Source organism: Serratia sp. CY55921, from assembly GCF_052167655.1.
In the GTDB taxonomy this organism is placed as follows: domain Bacteria; phylum Pseudomonadota; class Gammaproteobacteria; order Enterobacterales; family Enterobacteriaceae; genus Serratia; species Serratia ureilytica.
The window spans coordinates 1021448-1040858 of the sequence record NZ_JBJNMU010000001.1 but is presented as its reverse complement, the minus strand read 5'-3'; the positions used below and the strand labels follow the sequence as shown (position 1 = coordinate 1040858).

15 protein-coding genes are annotated in these 19411 nt (G+C 60.2%); 8 read left to right on the top strand and 7 right to left on the bottom strand.

What is annotated here, in order from left to right; translation table 11 throughout:
- The first annotated feature begins 147 nt into the window (after positions 1-147).
- Both asr and ACJ8M3_RS04960 read left to right on the top strand, forming a co-directional pair.
- Entirely contained in the window at positions 148-426 is a 279-nt protein-coding gene (gene asr, locus ACJ8M3_RS04965; protein WP_129993703.1) for an acid resistance repetitive basic protein Asr, read from the top strand.
- A 295-nt stretch (positions 427-721) separates the two neighbouring features.
- On the top strand, positions 722-1534 hold the full coding sequence (locus tag ACJ8M3_RS04960) for a trypsin-like serine peptidase (RefSeq protein ID WP_033650290.1): 813 nt from the start codon (positions 722-724) through the stop codon (positions 1532-1534).
- Positions 1535-1630: 96 nt separating this feature from the next.
- Here ACJ8M3_RS04960 and hrpA read toward each other — a convergent pair whose 3' ends face one another.
- Complete coding sequence (hrpA, locus tag ACJ8M3_RS04955) at positions 1631-5518, bottom strand: ATP-dependent RNA helicase HrpA (protein WP_071991646.1); 3888 nt, start codon at positions 5516-5518, stop codon at positions 1631-1633.
- Positions 5519-5787: 269 nt separating this feature from the next.
- Between hrpA and azoR the strand changes: the two genes are divergently transcribed.
- The gene (azoR, locus tag ACJ8M3_RS04950; RefSeq protein WP_015377994.1) at positions 5788-6393 is read left to right on the top strand and encodes an FMN-dependent NADH-azoreductase; all 606 of its coding nucleotides are present in this window, start codon (positions 5788-5790) and stop codon (positions 6391-6393) included.
- Between the two features lie 119 nt (positions 6394-6512).
- On the opposite strand, the gene ACJ8M3_RS04945 is transcribed toward azoR, so the two are convergent.
- The 3 genes from ACJ8M3_RS04945 to ACJ8M3_RS04935 are packed head-to-tail and all read right to left on the bottom strand — an operon-like array spanning position 6513 to position 9651.
- Positions 6513-6836, bottom strand: coding sequence for a YdbL family protein (locus ACJ8M3_RS04945; protein ID WP_033643218.1), 324 nt, complete (start codon positions 6834-6836; stop codon positions 6513-6515).
- 8 nt (positions 6837-6844) lie between these two features.
- Positions 6845-7042, bottom strand: coding sequence for a YnbE family lipoprotein (locus ACJ8M3_RS04940; protein WP_025302979.1), 198 nt, complete (start codon positions 7040-7042; stop codon positions 6845-6847).
- Positions 7039-9651 carry a YdbH family protein gene (locus tag ACJ8M3_RS04935; RefSeq protein WP_046687126.1) on the bottom strand — a complete coding sequence of 871 codons (2613 nt, stop codon included), beginning with the start codon at positions 9649-9651 and terminating at the stop codon, positions 7039-7041. Before ACJ8M3_RS04935 ends, ACJ8M3_RS04940 begins: the two co-directional genes overlap by 4 nt.
- 443 nt (positions 9652-10094) lie before the next feature.
- Here ACJ8M3_RS04935 and ACJ8M3_RS04930 point away from each other — a divergent pair, with 443 nt between their 5' ends.
- Positions 10095-11087 (top strand): 2-hydroxyacid dehydrogenase, encoded by a 993-nt coding sequence (locus ACJ8M3_RS04930; protein ID WP_033650287.1) that lies wholly within the window; start codon positions 10095-10097, stop codon positions 11085-11087.
- A gap of 52 nt (positions 11088-11139) precedes the next feature.
- Positions 11140-11565 carry a heat shock protein HslJ gene (gene hslJ, locus ACJ8M3_RS04925; protein ID WP_033650286.1) on the top strand — a complete coding sequence of 142 codons (426 nt, stop codon included), beginning with the start codon at positions 11140-11142 and terminating at the stop codon, positions 11563-11565.
- 29 nt (positions 11566-11594) lie between these two features.
- Here the strand turns inward: hslJ and ACJ8M3_RS04920 are convergent, their stop codons facing one another.
- Together ACJ8M3_RS04920 and ssmE are read right to left on the bottom strand one after the other, a co-directional pair.
- A complete protein-coding gene (locus ACJ8M3_RS04920) occupies positions 11595-11849 on the bottom strand; it encodes a putative hemolysin (protein ID WP_176589201.1) in 255 nt (84 codons plus the stop codon).
- A gap of 499 nt (positions 11850-12348) precedes the next feature.
- Positions 12349-12681 carry a multidrug efflux SMR transporter SsmE gene (ssmE, locus tag ACJ8M3_RS04915; RefSeq protein WP_033632935.1) on the bottom strand — a complete coding sequence of 111 codons (333 nt, stop codon included), beginning with the start codon at positions 12679-12681 and terminating at the stop codon, positions 12349-12351.
- 248 nt (positions 12682-12929) lie between these two features.
- On the opposite strand from ssmE, the gene nifJ reads away from it, so the two are divergent.
- From nifJ to ACJ8M3_RS04900, 3 genes are all read left to right on the top strand, one after another.
- Positions 12930-16463 (top strand): pyruvate:ferredoxin (flavodoxin) oxidoreductase, encoded by a 3534-nt coding sequence (nifJ, locus tag ACJ8M3_RS04910; RefSeq protein WP_142075620.1) that lies wholly within the window; start codon positions 12930-12932, stop codon positions 16461-16463.
- A gap of 229 nt (positions 16464-16692) precedes the next feature.
- A complete protein-coding gene (gene ttcA, locus ACJ8M3_RS04905) occupies positions 16693-17631 on the top strand; it encodes a tRNA 2-thiocytidine(32) synthetase TtcA (RefSeq protein ID WP_033643222.1) in 939 nt (312 codons plus the stop codon).
- Between the two features lie 147 nt (positions 17632-17778).
- Entirely contained in the window at positions 17779-18177 is a 399-nt protein-coding gene (locus ACJ8M3_RS04900; protein WP_033643223.1) for a VOC family protein, read from the top strand.
- Positions 18178-18394: 217 nt separating this feature from the next.
- On the opposite strand, the gene zntB is transcribed toward ACJ8M3_RS04900, so the two are convergent.
- The gene (gene zntB / locus ACJ8M3_RS04895; RefSeq protein ID WP_033643224.1) at positions 18395-19378 is read right to left on the bottom strand and encodes a zinc transporter ZntB; all 984 of its coding nucleotides are present in this window, start codon (positions 19376-19378) and stop codon (positions 18395-18397) included.
- Positions 19379-19411 lie beyond the last annotated feature (33 nt).

Here is a 19411-nt window from a genome sequence, read left to right as displayed (position 1 = left end):
AGCAATCCCTCCTGCCGCAGCCGCCCTGTACATTAGGTTACAAGCCGAAACCAATCACTCACGGAAAGCCGGACGCCGTTTGCCTACTATCATCTCAACGGCCCCGCAGTGGGGTTGATACCCAAAAGTCATGTTGAGGATTCTGCGATGAAAAAAGTATTAGCTCTGGTTGTTGCCGCTGCAATGGGTCTGTCTTCCGTGGCTTTCGCTGCCGAGGCTGCCACCACTACCGCGCCTGCGGCTACTGCAACCACCACCACCGCTGCGCCGGCTAAAGCTCAGGTGAAACACCACGGCAAGAAAGCCCCGGTACAGAAAGCTCAGGCGGCCAAAAAGCATCACAAGAAAGCCGGCAAAAAAGCCCCGGCGCAAAAAGCCCAGGCGGCTAAAAAGCACCACAAGAAAGCCAGCCACAAAAAAGCGTAATATCGTGAGGTTCCCCTCACCGCTTCAGGCTTGACGTGCACGACACCCGGTTCACCGGGTGTTTTTTCATCCGGGGGGTTCTCATTGATGCTGCGCCGCTACCTGTTCGAGATCATTCTGACCGCCCTGATCCTCTGTGGACTGATCGCCGTCTTTTTTTATCTGTAGCCTGTCGCCTCGCCGGCGGGAAATTATTGAAAAATCAGTTATTGCCCATCCACATGGCTGCTAAATCAGTCTATAGTTAGCATTCAGTGTGTTTATGGATGATCCGTATTTGTCAGGCAAGAGATCTATGCGCATATCCGTTTTACTGTTGCTGTGCTCACTCCCGCTCATCGCCTCCCAGGCGGCACGCGCCGACGGCCCGTCCAAGGCCGAGCAAACGCGTCTGTTTTTCGGCAAAGATGAACGAATCAAGGTCACGGATACCGCCGCCCAGCCGTGGCAAGCCATCGGCCAGGTCGAAACCGCCAGCGGCAATCTGTGTACCGCCACGCTGATCTCCCCACACCTGGCGCTGACCGCCGGCCATTGCGTGCTGGCGCCGCCGGGACAATTGGATAAAGCCGTCGCCCTGCGCTTCGTGGCAGGCGATAAATCATGGCAGTATCAAACCGACAATATTGAAACCCTGGTCGACAGCAAACTGGGCAAAAAACTGAAACCGGACGGCGACGGCTGGATCGTGCCGCCCGCCGCCGCCGCTTATGACTTTGCGCTGATCCGGCTGAAAGACAAAACGCCGCTGCCGATCGCCCCGCTGCCGCTGTGGCAAGGCGACAGCAAGGCGTTGACTCAGGCCCTGAAACAGGCCAAACGGCTGATCACCCAGGCGGGCTACCCGGAGGACCATCTGGATGACCTCTACAGCCACCAAAACTGCAAGGTGACCGGCTGGGCCCAGCAAGGGGTGCTGTCGCACCAGTGTGATACCCTGCCCGGCGACAGCGGCTCACCGCTGCTGTTGAAAACCGCCGACGGCTGGCAGCTGATCGCCATCCAGAGTTCGGCGCCGGCGGCGAAAGATCGTTACCGCGCCGATAACCGCGCTCTGGCGGTGCCCGGCATCCGCGAGGCGCTGGACGCCCTGGCGGCAGGCAAGTAGCTCTCGCAACGGCGCATCAAGCGCCGTTGCTGTTTCTCTGTTTCCTGAATTTCAACTTGCGCTGCGCCGGCCGTTTGCCGGCCGGCGCGCCTGAGCTTAGCCCGAAAGCTGTTCGATGGTTTGCAGAATGCGCTTGTCGGAGATAGGGTAAGGTGTGCCCAGCTGCTGCGCGAACAGGCTGACACGTAGTTCTTCAATCATCCAGCGCACCGCTTTCACCTCTTCCTCCTGCTGTCGCTTCGGCGGCAGCTTGTTCAGCCACTGCTGCCACGCCTGCTGCACCTGCTCCACCCGCAGCATCTGCGCGCGATCGCGGTGCGGATCGATAGCCAGTTTCTCCAATCGGCGTTCGATCGCCTGCAGGTAGCGCAGCGTGTCCGGCAGCCGTTTCCATCCATTGCCGGTGACGAAGCCGCGGTAGACCAGCCCGCCGAGCTGGGTCTTGATGTCCGACAGCGCCAGCGCCAACGACATGTCCACCCGGCCTTTCAGCCGTTTGTTGATGTTGAAGACCGCCGTCAGGATCTGTTCAACCTGCTTAGCCACCTCAACGACCGTGTCGTTCAGCTCGGCGCGGATCTGCTCCTGCAACCGTGCAAAGTCTTCCTCCTGCCAAACCGGGCCGCCGTGTTCGGCGATCAGTTTGTCGATGCCGCACGAAATGCAGTCGTCGATCAGCTCCAGCACCTTGCCGTACGGGTTGAAATAAAGCCCCAGCTTGGCCTTGTTCGGCAGCTTTTCATGCAGATATTTGATCGGCGAAGGAATATTCAACAACAGCAGGCGGCGCGTGCCCTGCCACATCGCCTGTTGCTGTTCGCTTTCGCTGTCGAACAGGCGGATCGCCACGCTGTCCTTTTCATCCACCAGCGCCGGATAGGCTTTCATCGAATAGCCGCCGCGCTTCTGCTCGTAGAACGCCGGCAATTGGCCAAAGCTCCAGACATGCAGGTTGCTCTGCTCCAGTCCGTCATCGGCCACCGCCGACAGCGTCTCCTGCACCTTCTCTTTCAACTGCAGGCGCAGGGCGGCCAGATCTTTGCCTTCGCGCAGCGTCTGGTTTTTCTCGCCCACCACGCGGAAAGTCATTTTCAGGTGATCGGGCACCTGATCCCACTGCCAGTCATCACGTGACACGGTCACGCCAGTCATGCGCCGCAGCTCGCGCTCCAGCGCGTCAAGCAGCGGCAATTCCAGCGCCGTTACGCGGCCAAGGAACGCTTCGGCGTAGTTCGGCGCCGGCACGAAGTTGCGACGCACCGGTTTCGGCAACGATTTGATCAGCGCGATCACCAGCTCACGGCGGATGCCGGGGATCTGCCATTCGAACCCCTGCTCCTCCACCTGATTGAGGATCGGCAGCGGGATGTGCACCGTCACGCCGTCGGCGTCAGTGCCTGGTTCGAACTGATAGCTCAGCCGCAGTTTGAGGTTGCCCTGATGCCAGAAGTTCGGGTAGTCGAGCGCGCTGATCTTGTTGGCGCCATCCTTGATCAGCATCTCTTTTTCGAAGTTCAGCAGGTCGGGCTGCTGTTTGGCGGCGGTCTTCCACCAGCTGTCGAAATGACGGCCGGACACCACATCGTTGGGGAGACGGCGATCGTAGAAGCCGAACAGCGTTTCGTCGTCTACCAGAATATCGCGGCGACGCGATTTATGCTCCAGCTCTTCCACTTCGGCGCGCAGCTTTTGGTTTTCGCGGAAGAAAGCATGGCGCGTCTGCCAGTCGCCCTCCACCAGCGCATGGCGGATAAACAGCTCGCGGCACAGCAGCGGATCGATGGCGCCGTAATTGACCTGGCGCGCCGCGACGATCGGCAGACCGAACAACGTGACCTTTTCGCTGGCCATCACCGCCCCCTGCGACTTCGACCAGTGCGGTTCGCTGTAGCTGTGTTTCACCAGGTGCTGAGCCAGCGGCTCGATCCATTCCGGTTCGATGCGCGCGGCGATGCGCCCCCACAGGCGGCTGGTTTCCACCAGTTCGGCCACCATGGTCCACTTCGGCGGCTTCTTGAACAGGCCGGAGCCGGGGAAGATCGAGAAGCGGGCGTTGCGCGCGCCGGTGTATTCCTGCTTGTCCGCATCCTTCTGGCCGATGTGCGACAACAGGCCGGTCAGCAGCGCGGTGTGGACGCTGCGGTAGTCGGAAGGCGCGCTGTTGATCGGCAGCCCCAGCTCTTTCACCACCTGGCGCAGCTGGGTATAGATATCCTGCCACTCGCGCACCCGCAGGTAGTTGAGGAAATCGTTGCGGCACAGCCGGCGGAACTGGCTGGAAGAGTTCGCCTTTTGCTGCTCCTGCAGATAATCCCACAGGTTGACGAACGCCAGGAAGTCCGAATCTTTGTCGGCAAAACGGCGGTGTTTTTCATCCGAGGCCTGCTGCTTATCCATCGGGCGCTCGCGCGGATCCTGAATCGACAACGCGGCGGTGATGATCATCACCTCGCGCACGCTGCCGCTCTTCTGCGCTTCCAGCACCATGCGCGCCAGACGCGGGTCGATCGGCAACTGCGCCAGCTGCCGGCCCTGTGGCGTCAGCTGATAGTGGCCGTTATCGGCGGTGGTGATCGCCCCCAGCTCTTCCAGCAGGCGCACGCCATCCTGAATATTGCGCTTGTCCGGCGCCTCGACGAACGGAAACGCGGCGATGTCGCCCAGGCCCAGCGAGGTCATCTGCAGAATGACCGACGCCAGGTTGGTGCGCAGAATTTCCGGATCGGTAAACGCCGGCCGCGAGAGGAAATCCTGTTCGGAGTACAGACGGATGCACACCCCCTCCGACACGCGGCCGCAGCGCCCTTTACGCTGATTGGCGGAGGCCTGTGACACCGGCTCGATCGGCAGGCGCTGCACCTTGGTGCGGAAGCTGTAGCGGCTGATGCGCGCGGTGCCCGGATCGATGACGTATTTGATGCCCGGCACCGTCAGCGAGGTTTCCGCCACGTTGGTGGCCAGCACGATGCGGCGGCCGTGGTGCGACTGGAACACCCGGTTCTGCTCGCTGTTCGACAGGCGCGCATACAGCGGCAGCACCTCGGTGTGCGGCAAATTGAGGCGGTTCAAAGCGTCGGCGGTATCGCGGATCTCGCGCTCGCCGCTCATGAAGATCAGAATGTCGCCCGGCCCTTCGCGCCCAAGCTCATCTACCGCATCGAAAATCGCCTGCAGCTGGTCGCGGTCGGTATCGTCGCCGTCGTCGACCACCGGGCGGTAGCGCACCTCCACCGGGTAGGTGCGGCCGGAAACCTCGATGATCGGCGCATTGTTGAAGTGGCGCGAGAAACGCTGCGGATCGATGGTCGCCGAGGTGATGATCACCTTGAGATCCGGGCGCTTCGGCAGCAGTTCGCGCAGGTAACCAAGAATAAAGTCGATATTCAGGCTGCGCTCGTGCGCTTCATCGATGATCAGCGTGTCGTACTGCATCAGCAGGCGATCCTGCTGAATCTCCGCCAGCAAAATGCCGTCGGTCATCAGCTTGACCAGGGTGTTTTCCCCTACCTGATCGTTGAAGCGCACCTTGTAGCCCACGCTGCCGCCGAGCGGGGTTTCCAGCTCGTCGGCGATGCGGTTGGCGACGGTGCGCGCCGCCAGGCGGCGCGGCTGGGTATGGCCGATCAGCCCTTTCACCCCACGCCCCAGCTCCAGACAGATCTTCGGCAACTGGGTGGTTTTCCCCGAGCCGGTCTCCCCGGCGACGATCACCACCTGGTGGTCGCGGACAGCGTTTAAGATGTCCTGCTTTTTCTGGCTGACCGGCAGGCTTTCCGGATAGGTAATGCGCGGGCAAGACGCGGCGCGCGCCTGCACTTTTTGCCGCGCCGTCGCGATGTCGCTTTCCACTTCGGCGGCGACCGCCAGCTGGGCATCGGGATTTTTGATTTTTCGTGCGCCCTGCAGGCGACGACGCAGGCGTTGTTGATCGCGGAGCATCAGCTCGCCCAGTTGGGCCGGCAGTGCCTCGAGCGGAGATTTCACGTTCGGTGTTCCTTGTTTCATCGTGGCCAAGACCAGGCTTAGCAACGGTTTAATGTTTTTTTAGCGATTTTTTTGCTTTAGCCGCACAGCCTATCACAAACGGCTTTGTCCCCCTACTTTCGCGAGTAACGCCTCGGCAGGTTATTCAATAAAATCGAACGAAGATCTCGAAATATTGCGCTATCACTGTTGGGGGAATGTGAATAGCATGTAGTTCATGCAAGGGACGCTGAGTCCTGATGTCACTGTCACAACGTAAGGAATTATCGATGAGCAACGTATTGGTTCTGAAATCAAGCATCCTGGCGACCTACTCTCAGTCTAACCAACTGGCCGATTTCTTCGTAGAGCAATGGAGCAACGCCCACAGCGGCGACACCATCACCGTGCGCGATCTGGCCGCACAGCCAATCCCGGTGCTGGACGGCGAGCTGGTTGGCGCGCTGCGTCCTTCCGATGCTCCGTTGACTCCGCGTCAACAAGAAGCGCTGGCCCTGTCGGACGAACTGATCGCCGAGCTGCAGGCCAATGACGTTATCGTGATCGCCGCACCGATGTACAACTTCAACATCCCGACCCAGCTGAAAAACTATTTCGATCTGGTCGCCCGCGCCGGCGTGACTTTCCGTTACACCGAAAACGGTCCGGAAGGCCTGGTGAAAAACAAACGCGCCGTGATCCTGACCAGCCGCGGCGGCATTCATAAAGGCACCCCAACCGACCTGGTGGAACCTTACCTGCGTCTGTTCCTGGGCTTCATCGGCATCACCGACGTGGAGTTCGTCTTCGCGGAAGGCATCGCCTACGGTCCGGAAGTGGCGACCAAAGCACAGGAAGACGCCAAAGCGGCCCTGTCTCAGGTGGTTGCCGCGTAAGAGCCAGCGCAGGGGCGCCATGCCCCTGCCGGACAAGAGGCAAGCCTTGTCAAACCTGCACTACCCTCATAATAATCATCTATCCGTATCATTCAGCGCGCCAGACGGCGCGCTTTTTTTTACTTCTTCAGCCACTGGCCGTTGATGCCGCGCACATACTCGCCGCTCTGCGCCCGCGTCACCAGCTTCTGGCCGGCCATGCGCGCCACTTCATCGACGGCGATATGGTTGCCGTCCGCCACTTCCTGATACTTCTCGGCGCGGCCGGCGTTGATGCGCTTCACCAGCGCCAAAGTTTCGGCGTCCTGCTGCACCGGCGCGATGTAGCCGCTCAGGGTTTCCCCCACCCGCCCTTGCTGCTTCGCCTCATCCAGCGTCAGCGCCATCGCCAGGCCGCTGAACAGCCAGGCGGCGCCGGCCAGCCACAAATAACGTTTTTTCATGTCGGCTCCTAGAACAGACCGCTTTGGGTTTTCAGCAGGTTTTCGACGTCCTTATCCACCTTGATATGAATTTCATGTTCGATCTTGACGTTCATATTGATGGTGATCGGATCCTTAGGCGTCGCCACCTCGATGCGCGGCACGCAGCCGCTCAGCAGCGAAACGCACAGCACCGCTGCCAGCGTCGACACACTCATGATTTTCATTGTTGCTCCCCAGGTTGTGAGAGGGCCTGCTCCAGCCACTCCTGTAAATTGTCGCCGAAGCGCAAACTGCGCCACAGCTGAAACACGTTTTCCTGATGGCGATAGTTCAGGATCACCTCGCGCTTAGCGCTTTTCTGCGGGTTGATGCCGTCGATGCGCGCGCTCAGCGTCAGCTCGCCCAGGTTGTCGAGATCGACCCGGGCATGCGAACGGTTGATTTCCATGTAGCGCAGCCAGTCGATCGCCGCGCCGGTCGCCAGGTTGTTGCTGCCGATGGCGTCGGCCATGTCTTTGTCCAGGCGCAGCGTCAACGTGCCGGCGTTGGCGATCCAGCCGTTTTGCACCAGCCACTTCGGATGGTTCAGGAACAGCGGCAACTCGCCGTCGACACGGCCGGACATGGCGAACTGCTTCGGTTTCAGGGCGGTAAACAGCGCGCTGAGATCGACCTTGTCCAGCTTCAGCACTGCGGCGTCATGCTGCGGCAACCGCAGCGCCGACAGGCTGATATGCCCGTTGAGCATGTCCACGCCGACGTTGCTCAACGTCAGTGGCTGCCCTTCGCTATAAGGATAGGTGCCCTGCAAATCGGCGGAAATGTTCTGCATCTCGAACAGGTTGGTGAAAGACTTGATGCGCAGCGATACCGGCTGTTTAGCTCCCAATTGCCAGTGATGCTGCTTGAACCGGTACGACAGGATGAAATCCAGGCCGCTCATCTCCCCGTCCTTCAGCCACATGCCGCCGTTTTTCACCACCCAGTGGCCACCGGCCTCGAACCCTTGTTCGCGGGCGGCGGAAAACGCCGACTGCGCGTAAAACTCGCCGTCGCGCAGCGTGAGATTGAGATCCGGCGCCAGCAGCGGTTGGAAGACCTTCAGCGACTGTTTCGGCCACCAGCCTTCGCCGCGCAGACGTTCGCCGTCCCAACGGCCGCGCAGCGCGATCGGACCGATCTGTTGCGCCTGCAGCTTGCCCTGCATCTGGAAACTGTCCGGCGAACGGCCGTTCACCTGCAGCGCCAGCACCGGCGCCGGCAGATAACCGCCATCGCTGAAGCTGACCTTATCCGCCGCCAGCTGCAGCTCACCGTTGAACTGCGGGCTTTGTTCATCACGCCGCCAGCGCAGCGGCTGGTTGAGGCTCAAGCGCGGCGCGGCGACCGTCACCAGGCCGTACTTCAACTTATCGAAGCCGGTGGAGAGTTTATCGAGCACCAACTCGCTGTCGCGCCAGCTGCCGCTGCCGGCCACGTCCCAGGCGGCCTGCAGCGGCGGCAAGCGGCCATTGCCCCAGTAGCGCCATTGCCAGTGGCCCTTGTCCGGCCAGAAATCCTGCGCCTGGCCGTCCAGATGCAGCTTGAAGCGGCCCCAGTAACTGTCGCTGGCGCTCAAAATCGCCTGCAGGCGGCCGGTAATACCGGCAGCGGTCACCTTCACGCCCGCCAGCGGCAAACGCGCCTCTTCCAGCGTCATTTCCGGCGTCACCTTGCCCCACAGGCGCAGCAACGAACCCGGCTGCAGAACCAGCGTCGGGTTGAGAATGCTGCCGCCGAGCACGCCCGGGATCGACGCGGTAGCGGAGAAGTCGGCCAGATTGGCCTGGCCGGTCAGTTGGAACCGCAGATCGCTGTCGGTCAGCCCCACCTTGCCCGGCCCAAGCGTCAGCACCGCATTGCCCTTGCCGTTGTGGCCGGCCGTGATCACGTTCAGCCGCGCGCTGATCTCCGTTTCATCCAGTCCCTTGCTCCAGTCGTGCAGCGCGATGCTGAGGCCGCCGTTCAACGGCTGTCCGCTGTAGGGCCAACGCCACTCGCCCTGCTTGATGCTGACCCGCTGCGGGGTCACTTCCCACGGCAGCACCGCCAGCGGCCGATCGTCGCCTTTCTCGCTCACCGTCAACACGCCCTGCTGCTGTTGCCAGCGCATATCCAGCAAAACCGGTTTTTCCAGATAGGCCGTCTGCATTTCACCCTGCAGCGCGCCCTGCGTCGGCAGGCTGGCCAGATCCAGCGGAATGGTTATCTTGCCGGCGAGGCGCAGCGGTTGCGCGCTGTTGGGCGGAATGACGGTCAGGCTGTGCAACGTCAGCTGTTGTTTTTCATCCAGCTGCGCCTCGGCGCTGAGATTCGGCCCCCGATAATGCAGACGTTGCCCGTCAGAGCCGGAGGAAAGCTGCAGCTTCCCGGCATAACGCTGCCAGGGAATGAGCGTGAGGTCATGAATGGTGAGATCCAGCGGCGGCAGCTGCCGCTGCAGTTGATCGAGCGCAAGCGGCGCGCTGTTGGCGTCGCCGCCCGGCAGTTTTGACAAACAGGCGCTATCGACGCTGACCTTATCGCTCGACAGCTGCCAGCGGCCTTGCCGATAAGCCAGCCGCGTCGGCCCGACGCTGGCCAGCAGACAATCTTGCGCGGTGAAACGCGCCCCCGCCAACGTCAGGCCGCCCTGGCGCCAATGCAATTTGCCCTGCAACTCCAGTCGGCTTCCCGCCGGCAACCAATGCGATAACACCCCCGGCAGCCAGCGCGGCAAGGTTTGCCACAACGCCAGCACCAGGATTGCGCAGCCCGCCACCGTCCCTATGAATACTTTCAATCGCCTGGTCATTAAATGATTGCTTCGTTCCTGTGTTAGGCATTGGTTAAGTCTATGCCTGAATTGACAATAATGATGGCACGAATTTGACATAGGGTGAAGCTGAGCGCGGTCGCAGAGGCGATTTGCACCCTTTTGGCGCAAGCGCGCGCGGAGTTGTAGATTTTCGTTACATATACATCACATAAATAGGACAGTTTTCAGACTTTTGTTATTGTTGTTACCGTTGATGATTAATAGTCTTGCAAGCATTCTAATAAAAGTTTAGCTGCTAGCTAACTGTGTACTAGAGAAGCCATTCCCCACACCCCCGTGGGGATTTTTTTGTCGCCCGCCTCACCGTCGCCTTCCCTTCACCGCCGCCAGCCCACAGCAGCCCTGCAGCGTGGCTAACCAATTGTCGAATTTACTAAAATCTGTTAAATTGATCACAAAATCACGGTGGAGAAACCACGATGAAATTGGCGATATACAGCACCAAACAGTATGACCGTAAATATCTCGAACTGGTGAATCAGCAGTTTGGCTATGAGCTGGAATTCTTCGACTTTTTACTCAGTAAAAAAACCGCCAAAACGGCCGCCGGTTGCAAGGCGGTGTGTATCTTCGTCAACGACGACGGTAGCCGTGAAGTGCTCGAAGAACTGGCGGCGCTGGGCGTCGAAATTCTCGCCCTGCGCTGCGCCGGTTTTAATAACGTCGATCTGGACGCCGCCAAAGCGCTGGGCATTAAGGTAGTGCGTGTGCCGGCCTACTCGCCGGAAGCCGTGGCGGAACACGCGGTAGGCATGATGATGTGCCTGAACCGCCGTATTCACCGCGCATATCAACGCACCCGCGACGCCAATTTCTCTCTCGAAGGGCTGATCGGCTTTAACATGCACAATCGCACCGCCGGCGTGATCGGCACCGGTAAAATCGGCGTGGCGACGATGCGCATTCTCAAAGGCTTCGGCATGAAGCTGCTGGCTTACGATCCGTTCCCCAGCGAACAGGCGCTGGAACTGGGCGCAGAGTATGTCGACCTGAAAACGCTGTACGCGCAATCCGACGTAATCACCCTGCACTGCCCGCTGACGCCGGAAAACCACCATCTGCTGAATGCCGACGCCTTCGCGATGATGAAAAACGGCGTAATGGTGATCAACACCAGCCGCGGCGCGCTGATCGACTCTACCGCCGCCATCGACGCGTTGAAGCAGCAAAAAATCGGCGCGCTCGGGATGGACGTCTACGAGAACGAACGCGATCTGTTCTTTGAAGACAAGTCTAACGACGTGATTCAGGATGACGTGTTCCGCCGCCTGTCGGCCTGTCACAACGTGCTGTTCACCGGCCATCAGGCTTTCCTGACCGAAGAGGCGCTGACCAGCATTTCGCAAACCACGCTGCAGAACATCAGCCAATTGGATCGCGGCGAAGCCTGCCCGAACCAGTTGAACGCGTGAACGGCATCTCAGGGCGCCCCTTGCGGCGCCCTGTTTATTTGAGAGCGCGACGATGAGAACAACGATGGCCGCCTTTGCGGCGCTGGTCTTGGGGGGATGCAGCATGAAACCACCCGCGACCGTTACGCCCGGCGATCTGATGCATCATAATTTCGTGTTGCAGAGCGTCGATGGCGAAGCGGCAAAATCCCCAACGGGCGGCGTCCTGCTCAATCTGGAGTTCGGCGAGAACCTGCATGTGTCCGGCGCGATGTGCAACCGCTTTTTCGGCCAGGGGCAATTACGCGACGGCGTACTGACGGTAAAACCGTTGGCCTCGACGCGCAGGCTGTGCCCTGATGAGCAGCGCAATCGCTGGGATCGGGTGATCGGCACCGTGCTGGAAAACGGCGCCGAAGTGACGCTGAGCGCGCAGCAGCTGACGCTCAACGGCAGCGGCCACACGCTGGTTTATGCCCTGCGCGACTGGGTATATTGATTCTGGACGCCAGGCCTGGCGCCGTGGGCTTACCCGGCGCAGCTGCCCAGGCCCAGCGTGCGTTCCTCACACTGTTTGCCGTTCGGCATCTGGCACATCCGCAACGCTTCACCGTTCAAGTTGTGCGCGATGGTGGTAACGCCGCCGACCGCCGCGCAACCGGCGCTGGTCTGCAACGTATTGATTCTGGCACTGTTGCCCTGCTGTACTGGCTCTTCGTTGTTGCTGCTGCAGGCGGCTAAAAGCACCACGGCGCTGGCAAGCAGCCATTTTGATGTCGTCATTATCCCACTCCTGAACCCGGAACTGCGCTGTGTAAAATCGCCATTGCCGATAACGCGCGTCACTTGGCGGACACGTTTCGCTATCTTTGATGCAAACTTGTTTAATCTAGCTCGATATATAAATAATGAAAATATATTCCGGCCATTATTTGTGGTTTTTTTGCGCCGGCCGGACATTTATTTTGTTTGCAGAATATTTCCGCCCCCATTGCGGGAGGTTAAACGTGACAGCGGCCCCCACCGCCCGCCCCGGCCGCAGAGAGAAAGTGATAACGTCACCGTTGCCGGCGACGGGGTTTCTTCGCATGATATCGGTATTAATTAACCCCGCGTGCTTTCGGCGTGACGGCGCATTTTTTGCTACCGGAGAGGATGATATTTGCGTCTATGCTGACGGCGCTAACTAATTAGCATTCCACTATTTTCAGTGAATGATGGCTGAATTCTTCAACCGGCGCGACTTGCTGTCACGCCGGCTTTTTTTACATCAAAATAACATTCAGTGCACAGAGGCTTTCGACAGTAAATTAATTACCAGCACGCCGGCAATAATTAATCCCATGCCGACAATCGCCGGCCAATCCAATTTTTGCTGATAAACGAATACCGCCGCGACCGACACCAGCACGATCCCCATGCCCGACCAAATCGCATACACAATGCCCAGCGGCATGCTCTTGACCACCATCGACAGCCCCCAAAACGCTACGCCGTAGCCCAGCACCACCAGCAGCGACGGCCACAGACGGGTAAAGCCCTCGGAGGCTTTCAACATGGTGGTGGCGATCACTTCCGCGACTATCGCCATCGTCAAATACATAAATCCGCTCATGGTTTTCTTCTGTCAGTTTACCGATGCGCAATTATGACGCGCCGGAAATAAATTGTCTTTAAACGGCGAAAACAATTTATTGAAGTGATCTCAACCGGCGATGCAAATAGCGATGCCGGATACGCTTGCCGATTTATCGCCCGCCACACAAACGCGATAAAGCCGCGTTCAAACCCTCTGTTAGACTTTTTTCCATTACTGCGAAAGTGCGCTTTCGCGGCTTTGTGAGCAATGAAAAGGTAATGTCGATGATAACTACAGATGGTAATAATGCAGTCGCTTCCGTGGCCTATCGCACCAACGAAGTGATTGCCATCTACCCTATCACGCCAAGTTCCACCATGGCGGAGCAGGCGGACGCCTGGTCCGGCGATGGCCGGCAAAACATCTGGGGTGATATCCCGCGAGTGGTGGAAATGCAGTCGGAGGGCGGCGCGATCGCCACCGTGCACGGCGCCTTGCAGACCGGCGCGCTGTCCACCTCGTTCACCTCATCGCAGGGTCTGCTGCTGATGATCCCGACGCTGTACAAACTGGCCGGCGAGCTGACGCCGTTTGTGCTGCACGTCGCCGCGCGCACCGTGGCCACGCACGCGCTGTCAATCTTCGGCGATCACTCTGACGTGATGGCGGTGCGCCAGACCGGCTGCGCCATGCTGTGCGCCGGCAGCGTGCAGGAAGCGCAGGATTTCGCGCTGATCTCGCAGACCGCCAGCCTCAACGCGCGCCTGCCGTTCATCCACTTTTTCGACGGGTTCCGCACCTCGCACGAGATCAATAAAATCGTACCGCTCAGCGACGATACGTTGCGGCACATGCTGCCGCAGGCGGCGATCGACGCCCACCGCCGCCGGGCGCTGTCGCCGGATCATCCGGTGGTGCGCGGCACTTCCGCCAACCCTGACACCTATTTCCAGTCGCGCGAGGCCACCAACCCGTGGTATGACGCCGCCGACCAGCACGTGATCGACGCCATGGAGGCCTTCGCCGCCCTCACCGGCCGCCACTACCGGCCGTTCGACTATTATGGCCACCCGCAGGCCGAACGCGTGGTGGTGGTGATGGGCTCCGCCGCCGGCACCTGCGAAGAAGTGATCGACACCCTGCTGACCCGCGGCGAAAAAGTCGGCGTGCTGAAAGTGCGGCTGTTCCGGCCGTTCTCCGCCAAACACCTGCTCGGCGCGCTGCCGGACAGCGTGCGCAGCGTCGCGGTGCTCGATCGCACCAAAGAACCAGGCGCGCTGGCCGAGCCGCTGTATCTGGACGTTATGACCGCGCTGGCGGAAGCCTACAGCCGGGGCGAGCGCGCCACGCTGCCGCGAGTGATCGGCGGCCGTTACGGCCTGTCGTCGAAGGAGTTCGGCCCGGACTGCGCGCTGGCGGTGTTTCGCGAGCTGGCCCAGCCGCAGCCGCGCCCGCGCTTCACCGTCGGCATCTTCGATGACGTCACCGGCCTTTCGCTGCCGCTGAGCGACGAAATCCTGCCGCAGCGCGCTTCGCTGGAAGCGCTGTTCTACGGTTTAGGCAGCGACGGCTCGGTCTCGGCCACCAAGAACAACATCAAAATCATCGGCAACGCCACGCCGCTGTATGCGCAGGGCTATTTCGTCTACGACTCCAAAAAGGCCGGCGGCCTGACGGTCTCGCACCTGCGCGTCAGCGAGCAGCCGATCAATTCGGCCTATCTGGTCAGCCAGGCGGATTTCGTCGGCTGCCACCAGCTGCAGTTTATCGATAAGTACCAGATGGTTGAGCGCCTCAAACCCGGCGGCACCTTCCTGCTCAATACCCCTTACGGCGCCGACGAAGTCTGGTCGCGCCTGCCGCAGGAGGTACAGGCGCTGTTGCATCAACGCCAGGCGCGTTTCTACATCATCAACGCCGCCAAGCTGGCGCGTGAATGCCGGCTCGGCGCGCGCATCAACACCGTCATGCAGATGGCGTTTTTCCATCTGACGCAGATCCTGCCGAGCGACGTGGCGCTGCAACAGCTGCAGGACGCCATCGCCCGCAGCTACAGCAGCAAAGGCCAGGAGATCGTCGAGCGCAACTGGCAGGCGCTGGGCGGCACCCGCGGCGCGCTGATTGAAATCCCGCTGCAGCCGGTCGACGACAGCAGCCCGATGCGCCCGCCGGTGGTCTCGGACGCCGCGCCTGACTTCGTCAAAACCGTTACCGCCGCGATGCTGGCCGGACTGGGCGATGCGCTGCCGGTTTCCGCCTTCCCGCCGGACGGCACCTGGCCGGTGGGCACCACCCAATGGGAAAAGCGCAACATCGCCGAAGCGATCCCGGTCTGGCAGCCCGACCTGTGCACCCAGTGCAACCATTGCGTCGCCGCCTGTCCGCACTCCGCCATTCGCGCCAAGGTCGTGCAGCCGGCGGAGATGGAACACGCCCCCGCCTCCCTGCAGTCGCTGGATGTCAAAGCGCGCGATATGCGCGGGCAAAAATACGTGCTGCAAGTGGCGCCGGAGGATTGCACCGGCTGTAACCTGTGCGTCGAGGTCTGCCCGGCGAAAGATCGCCAGAACCCGGAGATCAAGGCCATCAATATGGCTTCACGCCTCGATAATCTGACGGCGGAAAAAGACAACTACGATTTCTTCCTGCAGCTGCCGGAAATCGATACGGCGCAGCTGGAGCGCATCGACATTCGCACCTCGCAGCTGATCACGCCGCTGTTCGAGTACTCCGGCGCCTGCTCCGGCTGCGGCGAAACGCCGTACATCAAGCTGTTGACCCAGCTCTATGGCGACCGATTGCTGATCGCCAACGCCACCGGCTGTTCGTCGATCTACGGCGGCAACCTGCCGACCACGCCGTACACCACCAACGCCGAAGGGCGCGGGCCGGCATGGGCCAACTCGCTGTTCGAAGACAACGCCGAATTCGGCCTGGGCTTCCGTTTGACGGTCGATCAACATCGCGCGCGGGTGCTGCGCCTGCTGAATTCGCTGGCGCCGCAGCTGCCGGAGCAGTTGGTCAATGCCCTGCAGATGGAAGACGTGGCGCCGGAGCCGCGCCGCAAGCAAATCGCCGAACTGCGCGCGCTGCTGGCGAGTATTGAAGGTGAAGATGCGCGCCAGCTGGCGACCGACGCCGACTATCTGGTGGATAAATCCATCTGGCTGATCGGCGGTGACGGCTGGGCCTACGACATCGGCTTCGGCGGTTTGGATCACGTCCTCAGCCTGACGGAGAACGTCAACGTGCTGGTGCTCGACACCCAGTGCTACTCCAACACCGGCGGCCAGCAGTCGAAGGCCACGCCGCTCGGCGCGGTGACCAAATTCGGCGAGCACGGCAAGCGCAAGGCGCGCAAGGATCTGGGCGTCAGCATGATGATGTACGGCCATGTTTACGTTGCGCAGATCTCGCTGGGGGCGCAGCTCAACCAGACGGTGAAAGCGATTCAGGAGGCCGAGGCCTATCCGGGACCGTCGCTGATCATCGCCTACAGCCCGTGCGAAGAGCACGGCTACGATCTGGCGCTCAGCCACGATCAGATGAAACAGCTGACCGCCACCGGCTTCTGGCCGCTGTACCGCTTCGATCCGCGCCGCAGCGCCGAGGGCAAGGCCGCATTGGCGCTGGATTCACGGCCGCCGAACAGCAACCTGTCGGAAACGCTGCTAAAAGAACAGCGTTTCCGCCGCCTGAACGCGCAGCAGCCGGAGGTGGCCAGCGCGCTGTATCAGGCCGCCGAGAAAGAGCTGAAGGAGAAATACGATTTCCTCAGCCTGCTGGCCGGCAAGGCGGAAAAGTCCGCCGCTGAGTAACCTCCCTCAGGGCGCGAGCGATTCGCGCCCTGATCTTTTACCGTTGACGTAAGGCGTAGCAATAAAACCTGCTGGCATTCCTGCGCGCAATCCGTACCATACAGGCCTCGCGTCGGGCGCGTGGAAGCTGGATGATGAATAATGATCAAAATCGGCCGGTTGAATGGTAAACTCGCGGTCTACAACGCCATGCCCCTAGTGCCCCCCATTGAGAATGAGCACGATTTAAATGTCAGAAAAGCAATCCGTTAGCCAAAAAGAGCAGTACAACCTGAACAAATTGCAAAAACGCCTGCGCCGCAACGTGGGCGAAGCGATCGCCGATTTCAATATGATTGAAGAAGGCGACCGCATCATGGTCTGTCTGTCCGGCGGCAAAGACAGCTACACCATGCTGGAGATCCTGCGCAATCTGCAGCAGAGCGCGCCGATCAATTTCTCGCTGGTGGCGGTGAATCTCGACCAGAAACAGCCCGGCTTCCCTGAGCATATTCTGCCTGCTTACCTGGAAGGCTTGGGGGTGGAGTACAAGATCGTCGAAGAAAACACCTACAGCATCGTTAAAGACAAGATCCCGGAAGGTAAAACCACCTGTTCACTGTGCTCGCGCCTGCGCCGCGGCATTCTGTATCGCACCGCCACCGAACTGGGCGCCACCAAGATCGCGCTGGGCCACCACCGCGACGATATTCTGCAGACGCTGTTCCTCAACATGTTCTACGGCGGCAAGATGAAAGGCATGCCGCCCAAACTGATGAGCGACGACGGCAAGCACGTGGTCATTCGCCCGCTGGCCTATTGCCGCGAGAAAGACATCGAGCGTTTCTCGATCGCCAAAGCGTTCCCGATCATTCCATGCAATCTGTGCGGCTCTCAGCCTAATTTGCAGCGCCAGGTGATCGGCGACATGCTGCGCGACTGGGACAAACGTTACCCAGGCCGGCTGGAAACCATGTTCAGCGCCATGCAAAACGTGGTGCCTTCGCACCTGAGCGATATCAATCTATTCGATTTCAAAGGCATTCACCACGGCAGCGCGGTGGTGGACGGCGGCGATTTGGCCTTCGATCGCGAAGACATTCCGATGCAGCCGGTCGGCTGGCAGCCGGAAGATTCGGACGACGCGGCGCCTGCGCCGGCGCGTTTGGACGTGCTGGAAATCAAATAAGTCCCCTCGCCGCTCGCCACCCTGCGAGCGGCGACCTTTTCCCTCACTCGACGATCTCGATCCTGTTCACAGTTTGCGCATAATTTGCTGGGCGATGCCGTTTTTACCCTATACTGTGCATTTATACAGTCATATGGAGATCGCGCAATGAATATCACCCCCTGCCTGTCCCACGTCTCGCTGGGCTCGAACGATTTCGTCGCCGCCGCGGCCTTTTACGATCGCACGCTGGCCGCCTTGGGTTGCCGACGGGTGCTGGAGCATCCCGGCGCGATCGGTTATGGCCGTGACTACCCGGAGTTCTGGCTGCAGGTGCCGATCGACGGCCAGCCCGCTTCACCCGGCAACGGCACGCACGTCGGTTTTTTCGCGACCAGCAAGCAGCAGGTGGATGAATTCCATCGCCAGGCGCTATTGGCCGGCGCCGTCGATGAAGGCGCGCCCGGTTCGCGGCCGCACTACGGTGAGGCTTACTACGGCTGCTTTGTCCGTGATTTGGATGGGCACAAGATTGAAGCCAGCTTCTGGGATGAAAGCGCGGCCTGAGGAAGAGAGAAATCGAATAAAAAAATGCCGGTGATTAAACCGGCATTGTACGAATCAAATGTGCTATGCAGTAATTCAAAAATAAGAAAGTAAGACAATTATGGAGCGCAACGCCCATCGCTTGACGTTGCATTCACCTGCGAGAGAGATCATGCCCCATTTCCCCCGGCTAAATGTTGATTTTGCTCAATGTTAACCGGGTTTTCGTCATTTTCGCCTACAGCCAGCGGCTGCGCTTCAGCCACCAGGCGACGCCAAGCACCAACCCGACCAGCATCAGGCAAAATGCCGCGAAACCGAAGGGGTTGCCGCCGCCCGGTATGCCGCCAAGGTTGACGCCAAACAGCCCGGTCAGGAAGGTGGTCGGCAGAAATACCATCGCCAACAGCGACATGGTGTAAGTGCGGCGGTTCATCGCGTCGGCCATCACCGTGGTAATTTCGTCGGACAAGATGGCGGTGCGCGCGATGCTGCCGTCCAGATCGTCCAACCCGCGCCCCAGGCGATCCGCGATGTCCTGCATGCGGCGGCGATCGTCGTCGCTCATCCACGGCAGGCGGTCGCTGGCCAGCCGTGCGAAAACGTCACGCTGCGGCGCCATGTAACGGCGCAGCACGATAAGCTGTTTACGGATCAACGCCAGCTGGCCACGCTCCGGCACCTGCTGTTCCAGCAAGGCGTCCTCCAGATCGATAATCTTGTCGTGCAGATCCTCAATGAATTCGCTGGTGTGATCGGTCAACGCATCGGAAATCTCCACCAGCCAGTTGCCGCTGTTGGTCGGCCCGGCGCCGCTTTGCAAATCGTTCACCACCTGATCGATGGAATACACCTTGCGGTGCCGCGTGGAGATAATCAGTTTATCGGTGATGTACACGCGAATGGTGACCAACTGGTCCGGCCGTGAGTTGGCGTTAAAGTTGATGCTGCGCAGCGTGATCATGGTGCCTTCGCCCTGGCGGCTGACGCGCGGCCGTGAGCTTTCGCCGGAGAGCGCTTCGCGCACCGAGTCCGGCAGCAGCGGCGTGGTGCTCAGCCATTCGGCGCTGGCCGGGTGCGCGTAATCAAGATGCAGCCAGCAAGGCGCGTCGCAGGTGATCTTGTCATCCCGCTCGATCGGCGTGACGCCGCCCTTGCCATCCAGCTGGTAGGCGTAGACCGCGTCGGCGACCTGCAGCTCGCTCCCCTCAATCACATCCATTCATTTATCCCCTCAGTCTTGCTTATGTTGCTG